This is a genomic window from Nonomuraea sp. NPDC049378 (assembly GCF_055586745.1).
The window spans coordinates 60,204-80,235 of the sequence record NZ_JBVJHP010000029.1; the positions used below are offsets into that span (position 1 = coordinate 60,204).

20 protein-coding genes are annotated in these 20,032 nt (G+C 72.7%); 5 read left to right on the forward strand and 15 right to left on the reverse strand.

Annotation, left to right across the window (positions count from 1 at the left end; genetic code table 11):
- Window positions 1–34: 34 nt before the first annotated feature.
- Window positions 35–217, forward strand: a complete 183-nt coding sequence (locus tag ACZ6SA_RS43010) for a DUF1918 domain-containing protein (RefSeq protein ID WP_465834859.1) — start codon at window positions 35–37, stop codon at window positions 215–217.
- Here the strand turns inward: ACZ6SA_RS43010 and ACZ6SA_RS43015 are convergent, their stop codons facing one another.
- Both ACZ6SA_RS43015 and ACZ6SA_RS43020 read right to left on the reverse strand, forming a co-directional pair.
- Complete coding sequence (locus ACZ6SA_RS43015) at window positions 218–745, reverse strand: type II toxin-antitoxin system prevent-host-death family antitoxin (protein WP_347644833.1); 528 nt, start codon at window positions 743–745, stop codon at window positions 218–220.
- Window positions 746–857: 112 nt separating this feature from the next.
- On the reverse strand, window positions 858–1,706 hold the full coding sequence (locus ACZ6SA_RS43020; protein WP_465834861.1) for an aldo/keto reductase: 849 nt from the start codon (window positions 1,704–1,706) through the stop codon (window positions 858–860).
- A 215-nt stretch (window positions 1,707–1,921) separates the two neighbouring features.
- Here ACZ6SA_RS43020 and ACZ6SA_RS43025 point away from each other — a divergent pair, with 215 nt between their 5' ends.
- Together ACZ6SA_RS43025 and ACZ6SA_RS43030 are read left to right on the forward strand one after the other, a co-directional pair.
- The gene (locus tag ACZ6SA_RS43025) at window positions 1,922–2,455 is read left to right on the forward strand and encodes a GNAT family N-acetyltransferase (protein WP_465834863.1); all 534 of its coding nucleotides are present in this window, start codon (window positions 1,922–1,924) and stop codon (window positions 2,453–2,455) included.
- Window positions 2,456–2,518: 63 nt separating this feature from the next.
- A complete protein-coding gene (locus ACZ6SA_RS43030; protein ID WP_465834865.1) occupies window positions 2,519–3,280 on the forward strand; it encodes an SDR family NAD(P)-dependent oxidoreductase in 762 nt (253 codons plus the stop codon).
- Between the two features lie 227 nt (window positions 3,281–3,507).
- On the opposite strand, the gene bioD is transcribed toward ACZ6SA_RS43030, so the two are convergent.
- Genes bioD through bioB form a run of 3 tightly spaced genes read right to left on the reverse strand, consistent with a single transcriptional unit; the run spans window position 3,508 to window position 6,714 of the window.
- Window positions 3,508–4,269: a dethiobiotin synthase gene (gene bioD, locus ACZ6SA_RS43035; protein WP_465834867.1), complete on the reverse strand. Its 762-nt coding sequence runs from the start codon at window positions 4,267–4,269 to the stop codon at window positions 3,508–3,510.
- 23 nt (window positions 4,270–4,292) lie between these two features.
- Window positions 4,293–5,597 carry an adenosylmethionine--8-amino-7-oxononanoate transaminase gene (locus tag ACZ6SA_RS43040; RefSeq protein ID WP_465834869.1) on the reverse strand — a complete coding sequence of 435 codons (1,305 nt, stop codon included), beginning with the start codon at window positions 5,595–5,597 and terminating at the stop codon, window positions 4,293–4,295.
- Window positions 5,590–6,714, reverse strand: a complete 1,125-nt coding sequence (gene bioB / locus ACZ6SA_RS43045) for a biotin synthase BioB (RefSeq protein WP_465834871.1) — start codon at window positions 6,712–6,714, stop codon at window positions 5,590–5,592. The genes ACZ6SA_RS43040 and bioB overlap by 8 nt, the downstream gene beginning before the upstream one ends.
- A gap of 122 nt (window positions 6,715–6,836) precedes the next feature.
- Here bioB and ACZ6SA_RS43050 point away from each other — a divergent pair, with 122 nt between their 5' ends.
- Complete coding sequence (locus ACZ6SA_RS43050) at window positions 6,837–7,976, forward strand: 8-amino-7-oxononanoate synthase (protein WP_465834873.1); 1,140 nt, start codon at window positions 6,837–6,839, stop codon at window positions 7,974–7,976.
- A gap of 354 nt (window positions 7,977–8,330) precedes the next feature.
- Here the strand turns inward: ACZ6SA_RS43050 and ACZ6SA_RS43055 are convergent, their stop codons facing one another.
- Window positions 8,331–8,954: a response regulator transcription factor gene (locus ACZ6SA_RS43055; protein WP_347644828.1), complete on the reverse strand. Its 624-nt coding sequence runs from the start codon at window positions 8,952–8,954 to the stop codon at window positions 8,331–8,333.
- Window positions 8,951–10,228 carry a sensor histidine kinase gene (locus tag ACZ6SA_RS43060; RefSeq protein ID WP_465834876.1) on the reverse strand — a complete coding sequence of 426 codons (1,278 nt, stop codon included), beginning with the start codon at window positions 10,226–10,228 and terminating at the stop codon, window positions 8,951–8,953. The genes ACZ6SA_RS43055 and ACZ6SA_RS43060 overlap by 4 nt, the downstream gene beginning before the upstream one ends.
- Window positions 10,229–10,365: 137 nt before the next feature.
- Between ACZ6SA_RS43060 and ACZ6SA_RS43065 the strand changes: the two genes are divergently transcribed.
- Complete coding sequence (locus tag ACZ6SA_RS43065) at window positions 10,366–11,322, forward strand: CPBP family intramembrane glutamic endopeptidase (protein ID WP_347644826.1); 957 nt, start codon at window positions 10,366–10,368, stop codon at window positions 11,320–11,322.
- On the opposite strand, the gene ACZ6SA_RS43070 is transcribed toward ACZ6SA_RS43065, so the two are convergent.
- Genes ACZ6SA_RS43070 through ACZ6SA_RS43105 form a run of 8 tightly spaced genes read right to left on the reverse strand, consistent with a single transcriptional unit; the run spans window position 11,303 to window position 19,990 of the window.
- Complete coding sequence (locus tag ACZ6SA_RS43070; protein WP_347644825.1) at window positions 11,303–12,736, reverse strand: aldehyde dehydrogenase family protein; 1,434 nt, start codon at window positions 12,734–12,736, stop codon at window positions 11,303–11,305. The two genes, ACZ6SA_RS43065 and ACZ6SA_RS43070, sit on opposite strands and share 20 nt — an antisense overlap.
- Window positions 12,733–13,863, reverse strand: a complete 1,131-nt coding sequence (locus ACZ6SA_RS43075; protein WP_465834878.1) for a P1 family peptidase — start codon at window positions 13,861–13,863, stop codon at window positions 12,733–12,735. Before ACZ6SA_RS43075 ends, ACZ6SA_RS43070 begins: the two co-directional genes overlap by 4 nt.
- The gene (locus ACZ6SA_RS43080; RefSeq protein ID WP_347644823.1) at window positions 13,863–15,041 is read right to left on the reverse strand and encodes a M20 family metallopeptidase; all 1,179 of its coding nucleotides are present in this window, start codon (window positions 15,039–15,041) and stop codon (window positions 13,863–13,865) included. Before ACZ6SA_RS43080 ends, ACZ6SA_RS43075 begins: the two co-directional genes overlap by 1 nt.
- Complete coding sequence (locus tag ACZ6SA_RS43085; RefSeq protein ID WP_347644822.1) at window positions 15,038–15,838, reverse strand: ATP-binding cassette domain-containing protein; 801 nt, start codon at window positions 15,836–15,838, stop codon at window positions 15,038–15,040. Before ACZ6SA_RS43085 ends, ACZ6SA_RS43080 begins: the two co-directional genes overlap by 4 nt.
- Window positions 15,807–16,727: an ABC transporter ATP-binding protein gene (locus ACZ6SA_RS43090; RefSeq protein WP_347644821.1), complete on the reverse strand. Its 921-nt coding sequence runs from the start codon at window positions 16,725–16,727 to the stop codon at window positions 15,807–15,809. Before ACZ6SA_RS43090 ends, ACZ6SA_RS43085 begins: the two co-directional genes overlap by 32 nt.
- Window positions 16,724–17,548, reverse strand: coding sequence for an ABC transporter permease (locus ACZ6SA_RS43095; protein WP_347644820.1), 825 nt, complete (start codon window positions 17,546–17,548; stop codon window positions 16,724–16,726). The genes ACZ6SA_RS43090 and ACZ6SA_RS43095 overlap by 4 nt, the downstream gene beginning before the upstream one ends.
- Window positions 17,549–17,561: 13 nt before the next feature.
- Complete coding sequence (locus ACZ6SA_RS43100) at window positions 17,562–18,500, reverse strand: ABC transporter permease (RefSeq protein WP_347644819.1); 939 nt, start codon at window positions 18,498–18,500, stop codon at window positions 17,562–17,564.
- The gene (locus ACZ6SA_RS43105; protein ID WP_465834882.1) at window positions 18,497–19,990 is read right to left on the reverse strand and encodes an ABC transporter substrate-binding protein; all 1,494 of its coding nucleotides are present in this window, start codon (window positions 19,988–19,990) and stop codon (window positions 18,497–18,499) included. Before ACZ6SA_RS43105 ends, ACZ6SA_RS43100 begins: the two co-directional genes overlap by 4 nt.
- Window positions 19,991–20,032: the final 42 nt, after the last annotated feature.

Below are 20,032 nucleotides of genomic sequence, written 5' to 3' on the forward strand. Positions count from 1 at the left end.
GTGAGCCTCCAGAGCCGGCCGAGGGGAAGTCACCATGCAGGCGCACGTCGGCGACACGCTGATCGTCCACGGTCATGTCGTGGGCCAGGGAGACAGGAAGGGCGAGATCATCGAGATCCGCGGCCCTGACGGCACCCCGCCCTACATCGTCAGGTTCGATGACGGGAGCGAGCACCTCGTCTTCCCCGGACCCGACGCGGTGATCAGGCCGGCCTGATCAGTCGTCCTCCAGCGCGTCGAGCGCCTGGCCGATGCTGTCGCCCGAGCCGAACGCGACCTCGGCGCCCTCCTGGTCGCGCACGGTGGCGGTGGTCCGCCCGTGCGCGTCGAGGGCGAGGACGATGGTGCCGCCGCCGAGCAGCATCACGTCGGCGGTGGGCAGATGGCGGGGAGCGGGGCCGTCGATCAACCGCGCGGCCGCGACCAGGGCGGCGACGGGGCGTCGGTGCCGGGACAGCAGCACGGGCTCGTGCTCGTACGGATGGGCGACCTGGCGTACGAGGTCGCCGAGCTTGCCGCGGGCCGTCGACACCGGCACCAGCGGCAGGCCGCTCAGCAGCCCGGACACCTCGGACAGCGGCACCAGGGCGGCCCATTCCGAGCGCTCCCTGGTGATGAGCGTGATGGCGCCGCTCCTGGCCTCCCGCACGAGCGAACCCCAGCGGGCGCGGGCGTCCTCCACGCCGAGCGGCGCCCCGAGGCGGGCCACGAGCTCGTCGTACGCGGGCCGTGCCATGTTGATCATCCGCAGATCGTAAGCCTCCTGACGAAACTCCCGCAAGCCGCCCGACGGAGTCCGTGCGGAACCGGCACCCGCGGGCCGTCTCCGTGCCAGGAACGTGAACGCGCGGCGACCGTCATCCGCCGAGCCGGTCGAGGACGGCGAGATCGTCGGGGGCCAGCGAGACGTGCGCGGCGCCGAGGTTGTCCTCCAGATGGGCGAGGGAGCCCGTGCCGGGCGTGGGCAACATGACCGGCGAACGGTGCAGCAGCCACGCCAGCGCCACCTGCCCGGGTGTGGCGCCGTACCGCCGCGCCACCTTCGCCGGTCCGGCCGCGCCCGGCCCGGCCAGCGCGCCGTTCCCCAGCGGGAACCACGGCAGGAATCCCAGCCCTCGTTCCTCGCACATCCGCAACACCGGTTCGGACTCCCGGTCGAGCAGGTTGTAGCGGTTCTGCACGGAGGCGATCTCCGTGATCTCCAGCCCTCGCGCCAGCTCCTCGGCGGTGACCGTGTCGAGGCCGATGTGCCGGATCTTGCCCTCGCGCCGCAACTCGGCCAGCGTGCCCAGCTGGTCGGCCATCGGCACCTCCGGGTCGAGCCGGTGGAGCTGGTAGAGGTCGATCGTCTCGGTCCTCAGGCGGCGCAGGCTCGCCTCGCACATGGCTCGCAGCCGCTCGGGCCGCCCGGCGACGTGCCAGACGTTCGGCGCGGTGCGGACCACGCCGCCCTTCGTCGCCAGCACCAGCCCGCCGGGGTACGGGTGCAGCGCCCGCGCGACCAGCTCCTCCGCCAGGCCGGGACCGTAGTTGTCGGCCGTGTCGATGAGCGTGACGCCGAGCTCGACGGCCCGGCGCAGCAGGGCCACCGCCTGGCCGGGCTCCATGCGCGGCCCCCAGTAGCCGGGACCGGTGAGCATGCCGGTGCCGTATCCGAGGCGTCTGACGCTCAGCACGCCCGCGATGTCGAAGCTGTCGCCGGCCAACCCGGCCCCCTCTCACGCGCGCGACGGCGTGACGCCCAGCCGGCCGAGCGCCTCCTGGGCGGCGCGCACGGCGGCGGACGGAGAATGCCGTTCTCCGGGGGAAGGCTAGCAGGGAACGCCGTTCCGCCCGTGCGGCGGCCGGCCGACGGCCGGCGCGCGGACGGCCGCGCGAAAATCTGTCGAGCCCGCACGATCCGGCTGGCTACCGTTGCCCCGTGCACGTTCACCTGGAGACCGAGCGGCTGATCCTGCGCCGCTTCACCGAGTCCGACGCCGACCTCCTCTTCCCCCTGCACAACGACCCCGACGTCATGCGCTACCTCAACGGCGGCAAGCCGACGCCACGCGAGGTGATCACCGGCGAGACGCTGCCCCGATTCATCGCCACGGGCTTCTTCGCCGCCCACGAGAAGCCCTCGGGAGAGTTCATCGGCTGGTTCCACCTGCGCGCACCCGAGGGCGGGCCGGCCGACGAGCCCGAGCTGGGCTACCGGCTGCACAAGCGGGCCTGGGGCAAGGGGTACGCGACCGAGGGTTCGCGGGCGCTGATCCGCGAGGCGTTCGAGAAGCTGGGCGCCCGCCGGGTGTTCGCCAGGACGATGGCCGTCAACCTCGGCTCCCGGCGCGTCATGGAGAGATGCGGGCTGACGTTCGTCCGCACGTTCTTCGAGGACTGGCCCGACCCCATCCCGGGCTCCGACCAGGGCGAGGTGGAGTACGAACTGCTGCGCTCCGGCTGGCGGCCGTGAACGGAGCCCGCGTGGGGCGGGGGACCTGGTGCACTGGTCTGACCAGTCGTTAGGGTGCCTCGTATGAGATATGACGCGCTGTTCCGCCTGGACGGGCGGCGGGCCGTGGTGATCGGGGCGGGAAGCGGGATCGGCAGGGAGGCGGCGCTGGCGCTGGCCGCTCACGGGGCGTTCGTGGTGTGCGCCGACCGTGACCTGGCCGCGGCGGAGGAGACCGCCGGCCGGTGCGCGGGCCGTGCGCGGCTGGTCGACGTGCTCGACTCCGCCGGCGTGCGCCGGCTCGCCGACGAGGAACCCGCCGACGTCCTGGTGTTCACCGCCGCGACCAACGTGCGCAAGCGGCTGCTCGACTACACCGGCGAGGAGTTCGACCGGGTGGTGGGGCTGAACCTGCGGGGCTCGTTCGACGTGGTGCGGGCGTTCGGGGCGGGCATGGTGGAGCGGGGGCGCGGCTCGATCATCGGGTTCGCCTCGATCCGGGCGTCCGTCACCGAGCCGGGGCAGAGCGTCTACTCCGCCACCAAGGCCGGGCTGGTGCAGCTGCTGCGGACCGCCGCGGCCGAGTTCGGGCCGCACGGGGTGCGGGTCAACGCGATCGCGCCCGGCGTGGTGGAGACGCCGCTGACCGAGCAGATCAAGAAGGACCCTGGCTGGTACGACGCGTACGCCGCCAAGAGCGCGCTCGGCCGGTGGGCGGCGGCCGAGGAGATGGCCGGCGCCGTGGTCTACCTGGCGGGCGACGCGGCCAGCTTCGTCACCGGCTCGGTCCTGTACGTCGACGGCGGCTGGACCGCCGTGGACGGCCGCTTCGACCCCCCGAACTGACCGCCGGCGCGCCGACCGGGTCCGCGGCCGGGTCGGACCGGCCACGTCGGACTTCGCCGCAGGCCTGGAGAAATTTCCAACGGATATGCCTAATCTGCGACGATGCATGACTCTGCGGCTGTGGTGTCGATTCGCTTACGGAGAAGGCGTGAGCGACGACAAGCCGGAGTCTGGGTACGGCGCTGGCGGCCGGCCGCTGTGGACCGTGCGGGATCGGGACACCGAGGTCATCCGGACGGTGCTGCGCACAGCTGACCGGTTTCGGGATGTTGGGCAAGGAATTCGCGGTGATTCCACATGCCGCCGAGTTCTGGGGCGAGACAGGCGCGAGCTAGGGGGAGGAACGCTTTGCGATCGTGTTTCGCACAGCGTTCTGGCAGGGCCCCCAGGAGAGGTGCGTTCGCGACGGCTGGCAGATCGGTCAGGTTGCAGCGGGTGGCCAGGTCGGGGGCGGCGGGCCAGCTGCCGATGACCAGGCCGTCCAGAGGAAGACCGCGGGTGCGCAGCGCCTCCGCGGTCAGCGCCGTGCTGTTGAGGGTGCCCAGCCCGGCGGTGGTGACGAGCAGGACGGAGACGTCCACGCCGAGGTCGCGCAGCGCGACGGGCACGTCGGCGATGGTACCGCCGTCCTGGTCGTAGCGCACGAGGAGCCCGCCCGCGCCTTCGACCAGGACGAGGTCATGGTCGTCCGCGAGCCGGGCGGCCTCCTCCGCGGCTCGGCGGGGGCGTACCGGAGCCAGGCCGCTCCTGCGGGCGCCGGTGGCCGGCGCGAGCGGCTCCGAGTAGCGGGCCAGCTCGCTGCGGGTGACAGCGCCGGCCAGACGGGCGACCTCGTCCACGTCGCACAGCTCACCGGGGGCCAGACCGGCCTGAGCCGGTTTCAGCACGGCGACGCGGCGGCCCGCCGCGACCGCCAGCGCCGCGACGGCCGCGGTGGTCACGGTTTTGCCGATCTCGGTCCCGGTACCGGTGATGATCAGAACACGCATGAGGACGTTCCCCTCCGAGGGTGTCAGCCTGCCGCGGCGGCCGCGACCATCGCGGTGGTGACGCGACCGAGGTCGGCGTCGTCGATGACGTAGGGTGGCATGGTGTAGACAAGATCCTTGAAGGGACGTATCCACACACCGTGACGTGCGGCGGCGCGGGTGGCGGCTACCCTGTCGACGTCGTGGTCGAGCTGGACGACGCCGATGGCCCCGAGCGCGCGGACGTCGCGCACCCCGCCCAGCCCGCGCGCGGGGGCGAGCCCGGACCGCAGTCCCGTCTCGATCCGCTTGACCTGGCCCTCCCACGCGCAGTCCGCCATGAGGTCGAGGGAGGCCCCCGCGACGGCGGCGGCGAGCGGATTGCCCATGAACGTGGGACCGTGGGCGAGCACGGGGAAGTCACCGCGGCCGATGCCGTGGGCCACCTCGGGCGTGCACACGGTGGCCGCCATGCTGAGATAGCCGCCGGTGAGCGCTTTGCCCACGCACATCACGTCCGGGGCGACGCCCGCGTGGTCGGCGGCGAACAGCGCGCCGGTCCGGCCGAAGCCGGTGGCGATCTCGTCGAACACGAGAAGGACCCCATGCGTGTCGCACAGCTCGCGCAGCACCCGCAGGTAGCCGGGTGACAGGAAACGCATGCCGCCCGCGTTCTGCACTACCGGTTCGACGATGACGGCCGCGACCTCGTGCGCGTGCCGTTCGATGAGCTCGGCCAGGTGCGCGATGTAGGCGAGGTCGGGCTCGGCGTCGAAGCCCGCGGGCGGGGCGTCGGCGAAGACCTGTCGCGGCAGCACTCCAGTCCACAGGGAGTGCATGCCGCCCTCGGGGTCGCACACGGACATCGGCTGGAAGGTGTCGCCGTGGTACCCGCCACGCCAGGTCAGCAGGCGTTGTTTGTCCGGGTGGCCGAGCGACCGCCAGTACTGCAGGCACATCTTGACCGCCACCTCGACCGCGACCGAGCCCGAGTCGACGAGGAAGACGTGTTCCAGCGGATCTGGGGTCATCTCCGCCAGGCGGGCGGCGAGGTGGATCGCGGGCTCGTGGGTGAGTCCGCCGAACATGACGTGGCTCATCCGGCCCAGCTGGTCGCGTACCGAGGAGTCCAGGACGGGGTGTCCGTAGCCGTGGATGGCGGCCCACCAGGAGGACATCGCGTCCACCAGCTCCATCTGGCCCTCGACCGGCTCTGCCAGCCGCAGCCGAACCCCGGAGGCCGATTCCACCAGCAGCGGGGTCTCGCGGCCCGGCATTGGCGCGTATGGATGCCACACGTGGGTCCGGTCCAGCTCCAGCAGCTCCGGGACGGGCCGGAAGTCACGCATTGGGCGCCAGGTCGGTACCGGCACCGCGGCGGCGCAACGCCACCAGGTCGGTGCGTGCGGACTCGGCGGCCGACGCGTCGCCGTGCTTCCCAGGCTGGGCGGGCGCGGCCGCGCCGCGGTGCTCGGGTAGCGTGGCGGACCCCGGTTCCTCCACCACGAAGCCGAGATCCTTGATCATCTCCTGGTCGGCTTCGCCGGGCTGTCCCTCACTGGTCAGATAGTCGCCGAGGAAGATCGAGTTGACGATGTGCAAGGCCAGGGGCTGCAGGCTGCGCAGGTGGATCTCCCTACCACCGGCAAGGCGGACCTCCACGTCCGGGCAGACGAAGCGCACCATCGCCAGGATCCGCAGGCACCGCTGAGGGCTGAGCTCCCACGTCTGCGACAACGGCGTCCCCTGGAAAGGGATCAGGAAATTCACCGGCACCGAGTCCACATCGAGTTCTCGCAGCGCGAAGACCACGTCCACCAGATCGGCGTCGCTCTCGCCCATCCCGGCGATCAGGCCGGAGCAGGCCGACATGCCCGCCTCACGCGAACGCCGGACGGTGTCCACCCGATCGGCGAATCCGTGCGTGGTGCAGATCTTGCCGTACTCGTCTTCGGAGGTGTTGAGGTTGTGGTTGTAGGCGTGGACGCCCGCCTTACGCAACCGCTGGGCCTGCTGCTCTGACAGCAGGCCCAGGCAGGCGCAGACCTCCACGTCGGGACTGCGCTCCTTGATCGCTTCAATGGTGCCGGCGACCCGCTCGACGTCCCGGTCGGTGGGGCCGCGCCCGCTGGCCACCAGGCACACGCGCTTGGCGCCGCCTTTCGTCCCAGCCTCGGCCGCGGCGGCGGCCTCGTGCGGCTTGAGCCAGCTGTAGGTGAGGATCTCGGCTTTCGAGCCCAGCCGCTGCGAGCAGTACGAGCAGTCCTCAGGACACAGGCCCGACTTCAGGTTGACGAGGTAGTTCAGCTTGACCCGACGGCCGAACCACCTCCGCCGCACCTTCCCGGCCGCAGCCACCACATCGAGCAGTTCGTCGTCGGAAGTAGCCAGCACGGCCAGGGCCTCCTCGCGCGTCGGCCCCTGTCCGCGCAGCCCTTTGTCCACCAGCGTGGTCAACAGTTCCATGCCTCGATCCTCCGCCAGGCCGTCGGCGGCACCCGATGGGCGATAACGACAAGATCGTTCAGGGAAGGTTGTAGAACGGCCCTACCACGGCCACGCCCATACCCGGGCTAGATTCCCTGGCCATGCGCCCCAACCCGTTCGACTGGATCGCCGTACAGGCCGACCAGCGCCGTAGCGCCGGTCTGGCCCGCGCCCTCCGCCCACGGCCCGCCGACTCGGCCCTGCTTGATCTGGCCTCCAACGACTACCTGGGCCTGGCCAGGCACCCAGACGTCACGCGCGCCGCCGCCGAGGCGGCGAGGCGCTGGGGAGCCGGGGCCACAGGCTCGCGGCTCGTCACAGGAACGACCGAACTGCACGCCGCGCTGGAAGCGGAGCTCGCGGACTTCACCGGCTTCGAGGCCGCGCTGGTCTTCGCCTCCGGATACGCGGCGAACCTGGCCGCCGTCACCGCCCTGACCAGCCCAGGAGTCTTGATCGCCTCCGACCGCCACAACCACGCCTCGCTGATCGACGGTTGCCGACTGTCGCGAGCGGAGACCGTCGTCGTCCCCCACGCCGACCCCGCCGCGGCGGCCCAGGCCCTGGAACACCATGACGGCCGCGCCATCATCGTGACCGAATCGGTCTTCTCCGTGGACGGCGACGCCATGCCGCTGACCGACCTGGCCGAGGTCGGACGTGAGGTCGGAGCGGCTGTGATCATAGACGACGCGCACGGATTCGGCGTGCTGGGGACAGGCGGGCGTGGAGCGCCGGCTGCGGCGGGGCTCGCCGGCGCAGCTGACATCGTCTGCACGATCACACTGTCCAAAGCGCTGGGCAGCCAGGGGGGAGCGGTGCTCGGCTCGGCCCGCGTGATCGACCACCTGATCAACACCGCCAGGACCTTCATCTTCGACACCGGACTCGCTCCCGCGGCGACCGCCGCCGCGCTGGCGGCACTCCGGCTGCTGCGCCGCGACCCCGCGCGCCCGTCCAAGGCCCGCAACACCGCACGCGAGCTGCACGCCAGGCTCGCCGCGGCGGGGCTGGACACGCCACGGCCCGAGGCATGCGTCTTGTCCGTACTCGCCGAGAACGCCGACGCTGCCGTGCGCTGGGCCATCGCCTGCCGGGACGCCGGAATCGCGGTCGGCTGCTTTCGCCCGCCATCGGTCCCGGACGGGATCTCACGGCTGCGGCTGTCCGCACGAGCGGACCTCATGCCGCAGGACATCGACCGCGCTGTCAACATGATCACCCGAACAGCTCCACGATGAAACCGCAGGCCACAGCTCGAACCGTTACCCCCTTCGCACGACGATGACGATGGGCCCGCGCACGGCCACGCCCGCCCTGGCACAGGCGGTGCGGCGGTGCTCCAAGGCGGCGTTGTAGAGCGTGCGGTGGTCCTCCAGGCACGCCGCGAGCGCTGCCGACCTGCCGGGCGGTGGGGCGCAGCAGGAACGTGAACGACCTGCGCACACCCACCTCCCATCACGATCGGTAACGACACCGCCACGATGCCGGCCGGCGCCGACACAACCAGGAAGGACATCCGTGATGCGCGGACCTGACAGGTCAGGGCACGCTCGGGCCTTGACGGCCCTCCCGCTCCCGATTCCCCCGTCGCCTCAAGGCGACGATCCCCCTCGGGAGACTCTGATGGCGAGCTGGGTGCGGTCGCGCAGGCGGAGCTTGCGCAGGATGCTGGAGATGTGGTTCTTCACCGTGCCCTCGGTGATGAACAGCCGCCTGGCGATCTCGCGGTTGGTCGCCCCCTGGCCCACCAGCACGGCCACCTCGCGCTCGCGTTCGGACAGCTCCTCGCCGAGGTCGCGGGCGGCGGGCGCCCGCCGCAGCTCGGCGACCACGCGCTCCGCCGCGACCCCGCCGAGCACCGTCTCCCCGCGGGCCGCCTTGCGGATGGCCGCCACCAGCTCGTGCGGCGGGGTGTCCTTCAGCAGGTAGCCGCGGGCGCCGGCGCGCAGGCCGCCGAAGATGTAGTCGTCGTCGTCGAACGTCGTCAGGATGATCGCGGGCACGTCGAGCCGGGCGATGAGCTCGATGCCGTCCATCCGGGGCATCCGGGCGTCGACCAGCGCCACGTCGGGCCGGGCGGCGTCGAGCAGGTCGAGCGCGGCGACGCCGTCGGCGGCCTCGCCCACCACCTCGATGCCCTCCTCGATCTCCAGCAGCTTGCGCAGCCCTTCGCGCATGAGGACCTGGTCGTCCACGATCAGCACCCGCACGGTCACACGCCCACCTCCGCTCGCGCGGGCAGGCTCACGCGCACCACGAACCCGCCGCCGGGCGCGGCTCCGGCGGTGAGCGTGCCGCCCAGCGCCGCGATCCGCTGCCGCAGGCCGGCGAGCCCGCGCTCACCGCCCACCACACGCTGGGCGCGGCCCTCGCCGCCCTCTCCGCCGCCTGTCGGGTCGCCGTCGTCCCCCGCCGGGTGGCCGTCGCCGGCGAGGGCTCCGCGGCCGTCGTCGGCGATGGACAGCATGACCTCGTCGTCCGAGGACACCAGCACGACCTCGACCTTGCGCCCGCCCGAATGGCGTGCCGCGTTCGTCAGGCCTTCCTGCAGCGTGCGGTAGAGGGCCAGCTCGGCCTCCTCGCCGAGCGTCGACCCGGCTCCCGCCGCGCGGAACGTGACCTCGAGACCCGTCCCCTCGAACGACCTGGCCAGCTCCGCCATGGCCGCGGGCCCGGCCCGCCCTTCGAGAGCAAGCGGTTTCAGCGCGCGTACCCAGCGCCTGGTGTCGGCCAGCGCCTCCATGGTGAGCCGCTGCGCCTGGCGTACCTCCGCCCACGCGTCGTCGGGCCGGGTCTCCCGGTATCGCTGGGCGTTCTCCAGGCCGAGGTTGATCACGGTCAGGTAGTGGCCGACGGAGTCGTGCATCTCTCGGGACATGCGGGCGCGTTCCTCGGCCACGGTCAGCTCGCGCACCCTGGCGGCGTAGCGACCGAGCTCCGCGTGGGCTTCGCTGAGCTCGCCGAGCAGGCGTTCGGTCTCGCGGGCGCGCTGCCGCGCGTCGAGCAGCGTGTGCGCGGTGACCAGCGCCAGAACGACGAACGCCGCGATGATGACCGTCTCAGCGACCGCCCAGCCGGCTTCGTACGGGCCCCGCACCAGCATGCTGCCGACGAACCCGCCGGCGACCAGCACCACGCTGAACCCGGCGCCCCCGAGGACGCCGAACACGCACATGGCGTGCACGATCGTGACAGCGATCAGCGGGTAGCCCGACGCGGAGCTGCCGCTGAGCACGCCCGCGAGCGCGGCCAGCATGAACAGCAGGCTGACCGCCTTGCGGGCCGGCGAGGCGCCGCGGTTCCAGTGCAGAAAGGGCCACAGGAGCAGCAGCGCCACGGGAGGCACGGCGAACAGCCATGTCCCCTTGCCCGCCGCGGCGGCGTACAGCGCGCTCAACAACAACACCAGACTCGCGAAGGCGCACAGCGCGGTCAGCACGTAGGGGGCCCGCGTGTCGGTGCCGTGGGTCCAGCGATCACCTCCAGCCACGGCATCACGCTAACACCAGGGCCGGGCCGTTCTCCGCCCCCGGCAGGGGAACATGACCAGCGACATAGCTCAGGGTCGTACCCGGACAGGTCGCCGGCGGGATTCGCCTCGCGCGGCGTTTGCCTACCTTCGGCGGCATGACTTCTCCTGCCGTCACTTCGAGGGGGATCGGACGTGACACCCATCCCCTGCTCACCGTTCTGCTGGCGCAACTGATCTACGCGGCCGGCCTGCTCGCGGGCATGCTGCTCTTCCGGACGCTGGGTGCGCTGCTGGCGGGGACGCAGCCGTCGCCGCCGCTCATCGCCGTCTTCGCCGTGCTGCAGCCCGTGCTCGGCCACGCGCCCATCTTCCTGCTGCTCTGGGCCTGGGTGCGGTTCTACGAGCGGCGGCCGTTCGCCGCCTCGCTCGGCCTCACGTGGGACGGGCTCGCCTGGAGGCAGCACGCGGCCGGCTTCGGCCTGGGGACGGCGTTCATCGCGGGGTGGCTGGCGTTGCAGGCCGCCATCGGGAACCTGCGGGTGGACGACACGCTGGTGGCCTCCGGCACGCCGCTCGCGGCGCTGGCGTACCTGCTGCCGGCGTTCTACCTGGGCAGGATCGTGATGATCTCGATCGAGGAGATCCTCTACCGGGGCTGGATCCTGCGCAGCGCCACCACACGCTGGGGGACGACGGCGGGCATCGCGATCTCGTCGGGGGCGTTCGCGCTGTTCCACTTCGCCGGCCCGCTGATGCTGATCTCTCCCCTGCACCGGTTCACCTGGGTGCTGGCCGCCAACCTGGTGCTCTGGTCGGTGCTGGCGGCGCTGCTCACGCTGATGGGCGGCAGCCTGTGGGCGGCCATGGCCTTCCACGCGACGCCGCTCTGGCTGGCGTCCCTTGTCTTCGTGGTGGCCGCACCCGGGCAGGGCCCGCCGCAGCTCGCCATGGTGCTGCTCTCCCAGCCGCAGGCGAGCCCGCTGCTGGGAGAGCCCGCCACGGCCGGCCCGTTCACGGGGCTGCCGACCACGGTGCTGCTCGCGCTCCTGTGCGGCGCCGCCTTCGCCGCCTACCGGAGGCGGGGCCGGCGCGTCACGCCTGCGGCCGGATGATGGCCATCCTGGTGACGGTCAGCTCCTCGATGGCGAACCGCGGGCCCTCGCGGCCGGCGCCCGAGTCCTTCACGCCGCCGTACGGCATGTTGTCCGCCCGGAAGCCGGGCACGTCGTTGACCACCACTCCCCCGGCCTCGATCCGCTCGACGGCGGCGAACGCCGTGGCCAGCGACCGGGTGTAGACCGCCGCGTGCAGGCCGTACCGCGAGGCGTTGACCGCGGCGAAGGCGGCGTCGAGGTCGGGCACCTGGCGCACGCACACCACGGGGCCGAAGATCTCCTCGTCCCAGGCGTCGGCGCCGTCGGGGACGTCGGCGAGCACCGTGGGCGCCAGGGCGCGTCCGACGCGGTGCCCGCCGGTGACCGGCTGCGCTCCCGAGGCGGAGATCCACGCGAGCACGCGGTCGGTGGCCGCCTCGTCGATGAGCGGGGCGACGCGGGTGCCCGGCAGGCGCGGGTCGCCGACGGTGACGCCCTTGACGCGCTCGGCCAGCAGGGCGAGGAACCTGTCGCGTACGGGCTCCTCGACCAGCACCCGCTGCACCGAGATGCACGCCTGGCCGGAGGCGTAGTAGCCGCCGCGCACGACCGCGTCGGCGGCGGCCTCCAGGTCGGCGTCGGCCGCCACCACGAGCGCCGCGTTCGAGCCGAGCTCCAGCAGCACCTTGGTGGGGGCGGCGCCGCGCGCGATGGCGTGGCCCGCCGCGGCCGAGCCGGTGAACGAGACCGCGCCGATCCGCCGGTCCTCCACCAGGGTCCTGCCGACCTCGACGTCCCCGGTGACGAGCTGCACGGCGGCCGGGGGAAGCGCGCCGGCCGAGCGCAGCAGGTGGACCAGCCAGAGGGTGGCCAGCGGGGTCGCGGGCGCCGGCTTGACGATCACGGGACACCCGGCGGCGACGGCCGGGGCGATCTTGTGCGCGGCGAGGAGCAGCGGGTAGTTGAAGCCGGTGATGCCGACGACGACGCCGATCGGCCGGCGCGTCCAGAACCCGATCAGGCCCTCCCCCGACGGCAGCAGGTCGAGCGGCACGGTCTCCCCGTGCAGCCTGGCGACCTCCTCGGCGGCCGTGGCCAGGGTGACCAGCGTCCTCGCGACCTCGACCTTGCAGTCGGCCAGCGGTTTGCCGGTCTCCAGCACCAAGAGCCGCTCGAACTCCTCGCGGGCCGCCTCCAGCGCGTCGTGGGCGTGCGTGAGGGCGGCCCGCCGGGCGTGCGAGGGCAGGCCCGCCATGGCGGGGGCGGCGGCCAGCGCCGCGTCGAGGGCCTGCCGGGCGTGCGCCGGCGTGCCCAGCGGGGCCGCGGCGACCCGGGTGCCGTCGTAGGGGAAGATCACGTCGGTGGTTGCCGCGGTCTCCGTCCATCCGTCGCCGATGGGCAGTCCGGCGGGCCAGGCTTGCTCGATGCTCATGGCTCTTTCCGTAGGGCGCTGGGAAACACGTCGAGGTACGCGGGCGCGCCCTCGCGGCCGGTCGCGGCCAGCACGGCGTGCGCCACGGCGCGGCTGAACACGTCGGCCACCGCCGCCAGGGCGTCCTGGAGCACGTCGTGGTCGGGGGCGGGGCGGGCGCAGGTGGCCAGGGCGAAGATGGTGTCGCCGTCGGTCATGGTGTGCGCCGGCCTGATCGCCCTGGCCAGGCCGTCGTGGGCGACCGCGGCGAGCTTGCCGCACCGGGCCTTGGTGAGGGCGAGGTCGGTGGCCACCACGCCGATGGTGGTGTTGAACGACGGCGCCTTCTCCGGACGCCAGGCCGCGGCCTCCTCCGGCTTGGGAGGCTCCAAGGCGAACTCCCCGGGCAGGCCGTACCTGGCGCCGGAGAGGGTGGCGTCGGCGGGGTCGAGAACGGAGCCCGCGGCGTTCACCACGGCCAGGGCCGCCACCGTCGTGCCGTCGGGGAGCACGGCGCTGGCCGTTCCCAGGCCCCCGGCCAGCCCGCCCGCCACCGCGCCGGTCCCGGCCCCGACCGACCCGTTGGCCGTCGCCGGCGCCGTCGTGCACGACACCCCGCCGTCCTGGGTCACTGTCCCTTCACGGGGCCGGAGGGCCGGTCGTTCGTCGGAAAGGGCGGTCACCGGCGGGCGGGAAGCGGCCGGCGCGTCGCGGGTTGCCGCCGGGGAAAGGGCGGCGTCATAGGCGGCGGCGCCCAGCGCCGCGTCAGGGACGGCGCGGAAAGTGCCGCCCCGCCCGAGGTCGAAGATGACGGCCGCCGGGACGATCGGTACGGCGCCGCCCTCCACCGGATACCCGATGCCCGCGTCGGCGAGCCGGTCGACGACCCCGCACGCCGCCCCGAGCCCGAACGCGCTCCCGCCCGACAGCACCACGGCGTGCACGCGTTCCACCAGGTTGCGCGGGTCGAGCAGCTCCGTCTCACGGGTGCCGGGCGCCGCCCCGCGCACGTCGACCCCGGCCACCGCGCCCCCGGCGGGCGCCACGACCACGGTGGTGCCGGTGCGGTGGCCGCCGCCGACCCGCTGCGCGTGGCCGACGCGCAGGCCGGGGACGTCCACCAGCGCGTTGGCGGGGCCCGAGCGCATCAGTGGTCTCCGGTCAGGAACCGGCGGGCGGCCTCGGCGAACACCTCGGCGCACCGGACGATCTCGGCGATCTCGACGAACTCGTCCGCCTGGTGCGCGATCCACTTGCCGCCCGGCCCGTACACGACGGAGGGGACGCCGCCCCAGTGGGTCAGCACGGTCCCGTCGGTCGAGCCGGGCACGCCACCGTACACCGGTTCCCGCCCGGTCACGGTGCGGTGCGCGGCGGCCAGCGCCGCGACGACCGGGTCGGAGACGGGCACGTCCACCGGCGGCCGGTCCACCAGCGTCGACACCTCGGCGGTGATCCCGTCGCGGGAGGCGAGGGCCGCCACCCGCTCGGCGATGACCTTGTGCTCGACCCCGGGGACGGTCCGCACGTCGACGAAGACGGAGGCGAGCGCGGGGATGACGTTGACCTGCTCCTCGGACCCGGCCCGCAGCACGGTCGGCGTCACGTACACCTCGCCGAGGTGCTCGTGCGCCGGGTGCGACGCCTGGAGCTCGTCCTGCAGGGACCGCAGGCCGGCGAGGAGCTCGCCCACGGCCTGGATGGGGTTGCGGCCGTGCTGCGGCATCGCGCCGTGGGCCATCCTGCCGGTGAGGTCGACGCGCAGCCGCAGCGCGCCCTTGGCGACGGCGCAGATCTCGCCCGCCTCGGGCTCGGCGACGATCGCGCCGTCCACGTCGGCCGCCAGGCCTTCGGCGACGAAGTGGTGCGCGCCGAGCATGAGGCCTTCCTCGTCGGCGAGCGCGCACACCTTGACCCGGCCGGGGAACGGTCCAGCGAGCTGCAGGGCGCGGGTGGCGTAGAGGGTGGCCGCGAGACCGGACTTCATGTCGGCGCTGCCGCGGCCCCACAACCGCCCGTCGCGGATCTCGCCGCCGAACGGGTCGACGGTCCACGTGGACAGGTCGCCCTCGGTCACCACGTCGGTGTGGCCCTCGAACATCAGGGTCGGCCCGTCGCCGCCGCCGCCCTCGACGACCGCCACGACGTTGGGCCGTCCTGGCGCGGCCTCGTACACGACCGGCTCCCAGCCCCACTCGCGCATCTTCGCCGCGACGAGCTCGGCGGCGGGCCGCTCGTCGCGGCCGCGCGCCGGGTCGTTGGTGCTGGGGATCCGCACCAGCGCCCGCGTGAACTCCACCACGCCCTCGGCGTCGACCTCGATCACCACAAACCCTCCAATGTCGGTACGGCCCGCAGCAGCTCCTGCGTGTACGGGTGGGCGGGCGCCTCCCAGACGTCGTCCACGGGCCCGGTCTCCACGATCTCGCCCTCGCTCATGACCGCGACCGTCTCGCACACGTGCCGCACCACGGACAGGTCGTGCGAGACGAAGACGAGCGTGAGGCCCAGCTCGTCGACGAGGTCGGCCAGCAGGTTGAGGATCTGCCCGCGTACGGACACGTCCAGGGCGCTCACCGGCTCGTCGGCGACCAGCACCTTCGGCCGGGGCGCGAGCGCGCGGGCGATCGCGATGCGCTGCCGCTGCCCGCCGGAGAACTGGTGGGGGTAGCGGCCGGCGGCCTCGGGCGGCAGCCCGACCTCGGCCAGCAGTTCGCTCACGCGGTCGCCGGCCGGCAGGCCGAGGGCGACGAGCGGCTCGGCGACGAGGTCGCGTACGCGCATGCGGGGGTCGAGCGAGCTCATCGGGTCCTGGAAGACGATCTGGAGGTTCTCGCGCAGGAACCGCAGCCGTTTCTCCGGCCGGCCGGCGATCTCCTGCCCGTCGAAGCGGATGGAGCCGCTGGTGGGCCGGTCGAGCGCGCACAGCAGCCGCAGGAGCGTGGACTTGCCCGACCCGGACTCTCCGACGATGCCGAACCGCTCCCCGCGCCGGACGGTCAGCGACACGTCGCGCAGCGCGTGGACGGCGGCGCCCGGCCTGGCGAGCGAGGTGCGGGGCCGGTGGTAGACGCGGTTGAGGCCGCTCGCCTCAATCAGCGGGGTGCCAGCATGCGAAGGCATGTCCGTCTCCTGTCAGCGCCGGCGCCGCCTCGCACGCGGGGGTGGCGTGCGGGCAGCGGTTCCTGAACACGCAGCCGCCGGGGAACCGGCCCGCCGACGGGACGCTGCCCTGGATGGTGGGCAGCCGGGTGCCGCGCGGGGGGAGCTTGGAGGCGGCCAGCAGCCCTTCGGTGTAGCGGTGGCGGGGGCGGGCGAAGACCTCGCGGATGGGGCCGCTCTCGACGACGCGGCCGCCGTACATGACGAGGACCCGCTCGCAGACGGAGGCGACGACGGCGAGGTCGTGAGTGATGAACAGCAGCGCGGGCGCGACCTCGGCGATCAGCTCGAGCATCTGCTTCTGCACGGTGACGTCGAGCGCGGTGGTGGGCTCGTCGCAGATGAGCAGGCCTGGTCCGTTGGCCAGGGCGATGGCGAGCATGACGCGCTGCCGCTGGCCGCCGGAGAGCTGGTGGGGGTAGGCGCGGGCGACCTGGGCCGGTTCGGGAAGGCGTACGCGTTCCAGCATCGCGACGGCGCGTTCGCGGGCCTCCTGACGCGGCGTGCCGTGCAGCGTCATGACCTCGGCCACCTGGGCGCCGACGCGCATGAGCGGGTTGAGCGCGGTCATGGGCTCCTGGAAGACCATGGACACCTCGCGCCCGCGCAGGTCCTTGACCCGGCTCTCCGGCACGCCGGCCAGGTCGCGGTCGCCCAGCCTGGCGGTGCCCGAGGCGGTGACGCCCTCGGGGAGCAGGCCCATGAGCGACAGCGCGGTCAGCGACTTGCCCGACCCCGACTCCCCGATGAGGCCGACCCGCTCGCCGGGCGCGATCGTGAAGGAGACCTCGCGCACGAGCTCCAGCGATCCGGCCCTGACGGTCAGCTTCTCGACCCTCAGCGTGCTCACCGGATCCTCCTGAGCTTCGGGTCCAGATAGTCGCGCAGGCCGTCGCCGAGGAGGTTGAAGCCGAGCACCGCCAGCGCGATCGCCAGGCCTGGCCAGAGCGCCAGGCGCGGGGTGGAGAACAACAACTCCTGCGACTCCTGCAACATCCGGCCCCACGAGGGCGTGGGCGGGCGGGTGCCGAAGCCGAGGAACGACAGCGCCGCCTCGGCCAGGATCGCGATCGCGAACGACACCGACGCCTGCACGATCAGCATCGAGCCGATGTTCGGCAGCACGTGCCGCACGGCGATGGCGGGCCGCCGGCGCCCCGCGGCCCTGGCGGCCATGACGTAGTCGGTCACCATGACCTGCAGGGTGGCGGCGCGGGCCACCCTGGCGAACGCGGGCACGGTGGCCACCCCGATCGCGATCATGGCGGTGAGCGTGCCGGCCCCGTAGACCGCGCCGAACATCACGGCGAGCAGCAGCGCGGGGAAGGCGAACACCAGGTCGTTGACCCGCATGATCAGCTCGGAGAGCCAGCCGCGCGGCGTCATCCCGGCGATCATGCCGAGCGGGACGCCGAGCGCGGCGGCGATGCCGACGGCCACGATGCCGACGTAGAGGGTGGTACGCGCGCCGACCATGAGCTGGCTGAAGGTGTCGCGGCCGAACTTGTCGGCGCCGAGCGGGTAGCCGCCGCCCGGCTCGCGCAGCTTCTGCGCGGCGTCCACGAGCGTCGGGTCGTGCGGCGTCCAGAAGAAGGACGCCACGGCCGTCAGCACCACGAGCCCGACGAGCGTGCCGCCCGCGACCAGCCCGGCGTTCGTCCTGCCCCTCATCGCACCCTCCGGTTCACCGCAGCCTCGGGTCGAGCAGGTGGTAGGCGACGTCCACCACGAAGTTGATCAGCAGGACGGCCGCCACCAGCACCATCACCACGCCCTGGACGAGCAGCAGGTCGCGCCCCGCGACGCCGTTCAGCAGCAGGTCGCCGAGCCCGGGGATGACGAAGACCCGCTCGACCACGACCGCGCCGATCAGCAGCGTGGCCAGTTGCAGGCCGAGCACGGTGACCACGGGGACGGAGGCGTTGCGCAGCCCGTGGCGCCACAGCGCGCCGGTGCTGCCGCGGCCCTTGGCGCGGGCGGTGCGCAGGTAGTCCTCCCGCATGACGTCGAGCACGGCGCTGCGCACGTAGCGGGTGAGCACCGCGCCCTGGACGAGCCCGAGCGACGCCCACGGCAGCAGGAGGCCGCGCAGCCACTCCCCCGGGTCCTCCGTGAAGGGGACGTAGCCGCCGGACGGCAGCACCTGGGCCTGCACCGCGAACACGAAGACCAGCAGGATGCCGGCCAGGAACGCCGGGATCGCGATGCCGACCTGGCTGGCCGCGCTGATCGCCGCGCCGAGCGGGTCGCGGTGGTGCACGGCGGCGTACGTGCCCAGCGGCACCGCGACGGCCAGCGCCACGGCCATGCCGCCGAGCACGAGCACGGCCGTCACGCCGAGCCGCTCGCCGATCTGCGGCCCGATGGGCGAGCTGGTCACGTAGGAGGTGCCGAAGTCGCCCTGGAGGAGACCTCCGGACCAGTCGAGGAACTGCACGACGGGCGGCCGGTCGGTGCCGAACTGCTCGCGCAGCGCGGCCACCGCCTCGGGCGTGGCGTTGACGCCGAGCGCGATCTCGGCCGGGTCGCCGGGCAGCAGCGCCATGAACGCGAACACCACGACGGCGGCCACGGCGGTGCTGGCGAGCAGCACCGCCAGGCGTTTGAGCAGGTAGAGGGTCACTGTTTGGCGAGTGCGGTGAAGTCGAAGGATTCCGAGATGGCGTTCTTCGGCAGGCCGGTGACGCCCTTCTTCGCCACGATCAGGTTGGGGAAGAGGAAGAGCCAGTCGGCGGCGGCGTCGTCGGACAGGAGCTTGGCGGCCTGCTTGAGGTCGTCGGCCTGCTCCTGCTCGGTGCCCTGGTCGGCGGAGGCGAGGAGCTTGCCGAACTCGGGATTGTCATAACCGAAGTAATAGGACTTGTCAGCGAAGATCCCCATGTCTCGGGGTTCGACGTGGTTGATGATCGACAGGTCGTAGTCGCCCTTCGTGAACACCTGGTCCAGCCAGCGGGCGGGGAACTCCAGCGGCTCGATCTCGGCCGTGATGCCCACCTGGGCCAGCTGCGACTTGACGACCTGGGCGCTGGCCACCGCGTACGGCAGGTTGGGGATGCGCATCTTGACGTCGTACGTCTTGCCGCCGAGCAGCTGCTTGGCCTTGGCCGGGTCGTAGGGGTAGTCGCCGGTGCGGTCCTCGTACCAGGGGTCGGTGGGCGGCACCATCGAGCCGATCAGCTCGCCGCGCCCGGCCCAGGCGGTGTCGAGCAGCGCCTTGTGGTCGATGGCGTGCCGGACGGCCTGCCTGACCTTCTTGTCGTCGAACGGGGGGCGGCCGTTGTTCATCGACAACACGACCTCGCCGTTGGTGGTGCCCTCGATGACCTCGAAGCGGCCGGGGTCGGCGAACTGCTGCAGCGACTCGGGCGCCTGCACGCTGGAGATGACGTCGATGCCGCCGGTGAGCAGCGCGTTGTTCATCGCCGTCGCGTCCTTGAAGTATTTCAGCGTGATCGACGACAGCGGCGGCTTCGTGCCCCAGTAGGAGGGGTTGGCGTCGAGTTCGATCGAGTCGCCGCGCCGCCACGAGCCGAGCACGTACGGGCCGGTGCCGACGGGCTTGCCGGCCAGGTCGGACACTCCCGTGCGGCTGAACATCGCGCCCAGCCTGGTGGCCATCGAGTAGAGGAAGCCGTTGCTCGGCTGCTTGAGCGTGACCACGGCGGTGGAGTCGTCCTTCTTCTCCACCTTGTCGACGACGTCGAGCTGCGACTTGATCTTGAGCTTCCAGTCGGACTTCACCCGGTCGAGCGAGAACACCACGTCGTCGGCGGTGAAGGGCGCACCGCTGGAGAACTTCACGTTCTCGCGGAGCGTGAACGTGTAGGTCCTCCGGTCGTCGGAGACCTCCCACTTCTCGGCCAGCAGCGGCACGATCTCGCCGGCCTGGTCGAGCTTGACCAGGCCCTCGTAGACGTTGACGAGCAGCGCCTGCGGGATCGCGGCGCCCTCGGTGGAGGTGAAGTCGAGGTTGGCCGGCTCGGCCACGAACCCGACGGCCAGCGACTCGGCCTCGGGGGTGCCGGACGCGGATTCACCGCCGTCGCCGCCGCCGCAGGCGGCCGTGGCCAGCAGGAGACCGCCGACGGCGATCCAGATGCCGATGCGCCTCATATCTTCAGCCTCCTGGCTAGTGCACTGGTCGGACCAGTAGGC

Bases quoted from the DNA above. Each gene is read 5' to 3' on its own strand.
- ACZ6SA_RS43010 (WP_465834859.1), top strand. From the start codon at position 35: ATGCAGGCGCACGTCGGCGACACGCTGATCGTCCACGGTCATGTCGTG.
- ACZ6SA_RS43015 (WP_347644833.1), bottom strand. From the start codon at position 745: ATGATCAACATGGCACGGCCCGCGTACGACGAGCTCGTGGCCCGCCTC.
- ACZ6SA_RS43030 (WP_465834865.1), top strand. From the start codon at position 2,519: ATGAGATATGACGCGCTGTTCCGCCTGGACGGGCGGCGGGCCGTGGTG.
- bioD (WP_465834867.1), bottom strand. From the start codon at position 4,269: ATGCGTGTTCTGATCATCACCGGTACCGGGACCGAGATCGGCAAAACC.
- ACZ6SA_RS43040 (WP_465834869.1), bottom strand. From the start codon at position 5,597: ATGCGTGACTTCCGGCCCGTCCCGGAGCTGCTGGAGCTGGACCGGACC.
- bioB (WP_465834871.1), bottom strand. From the start codon at position 6,714: ATGGAACTGTTGACCACGCTGGTGGACAAAGGGCTGCGCGGACAGGGG.
- ACZ6SA_RS43050 (WP_465834873.1), top strand. From the start codon at position 6,837: ATGCGCCCCAACCCGTTCGACTGGATCGCCGTACAGGCCGACCAGCGC.
- ACZ6SA_RS43065 (WP_347644826.1), top strand. From the start codon at position 10,366: ATGACTTCTCCTGCCGTCACTTCGAGGGGGATCGGACGTGACACCCAT.
- ACZ6SA_RS43070 (WP_347644825.1), bottom strand. From the start codon at position 12,736: ATGAGCATCGAGCAAGCCTGGCCCGCCGGACTGCCCATCGGCGACGGA.
- ACZ6SA_RS43075 (WP_465834878.1), bottom strand. From the start codon at position 13,863: ATGCGCTCGGGCCCCGCCAACGCGCTGGTGGACGTCCCCGGCCTGCGC.
- ACZ6SA_RS43085 (WP_347644822.1), bottom strand. From the start codon at position 15,838: ATGCCTTCGCATGCTGGCACCCCGCTGATTGAGGCGAGCGGCCTCAAC.
- ACZ6SA_RS43095 (WP_347644820.1), bottom strand. From the start codon at position 17,548: ATGAGGGGCAGGACGAACGCCGGGCTGGTCGCGGGCGGCACGCTCGTC.
- ACZ6SA_RS43105 (WP_465834882.1), bottom strand. From the start codon at position 19,990: ATGAGGCGCATCGGCATCTGGATCGCCGTCGGCGGTCTCCTGCTGGCC.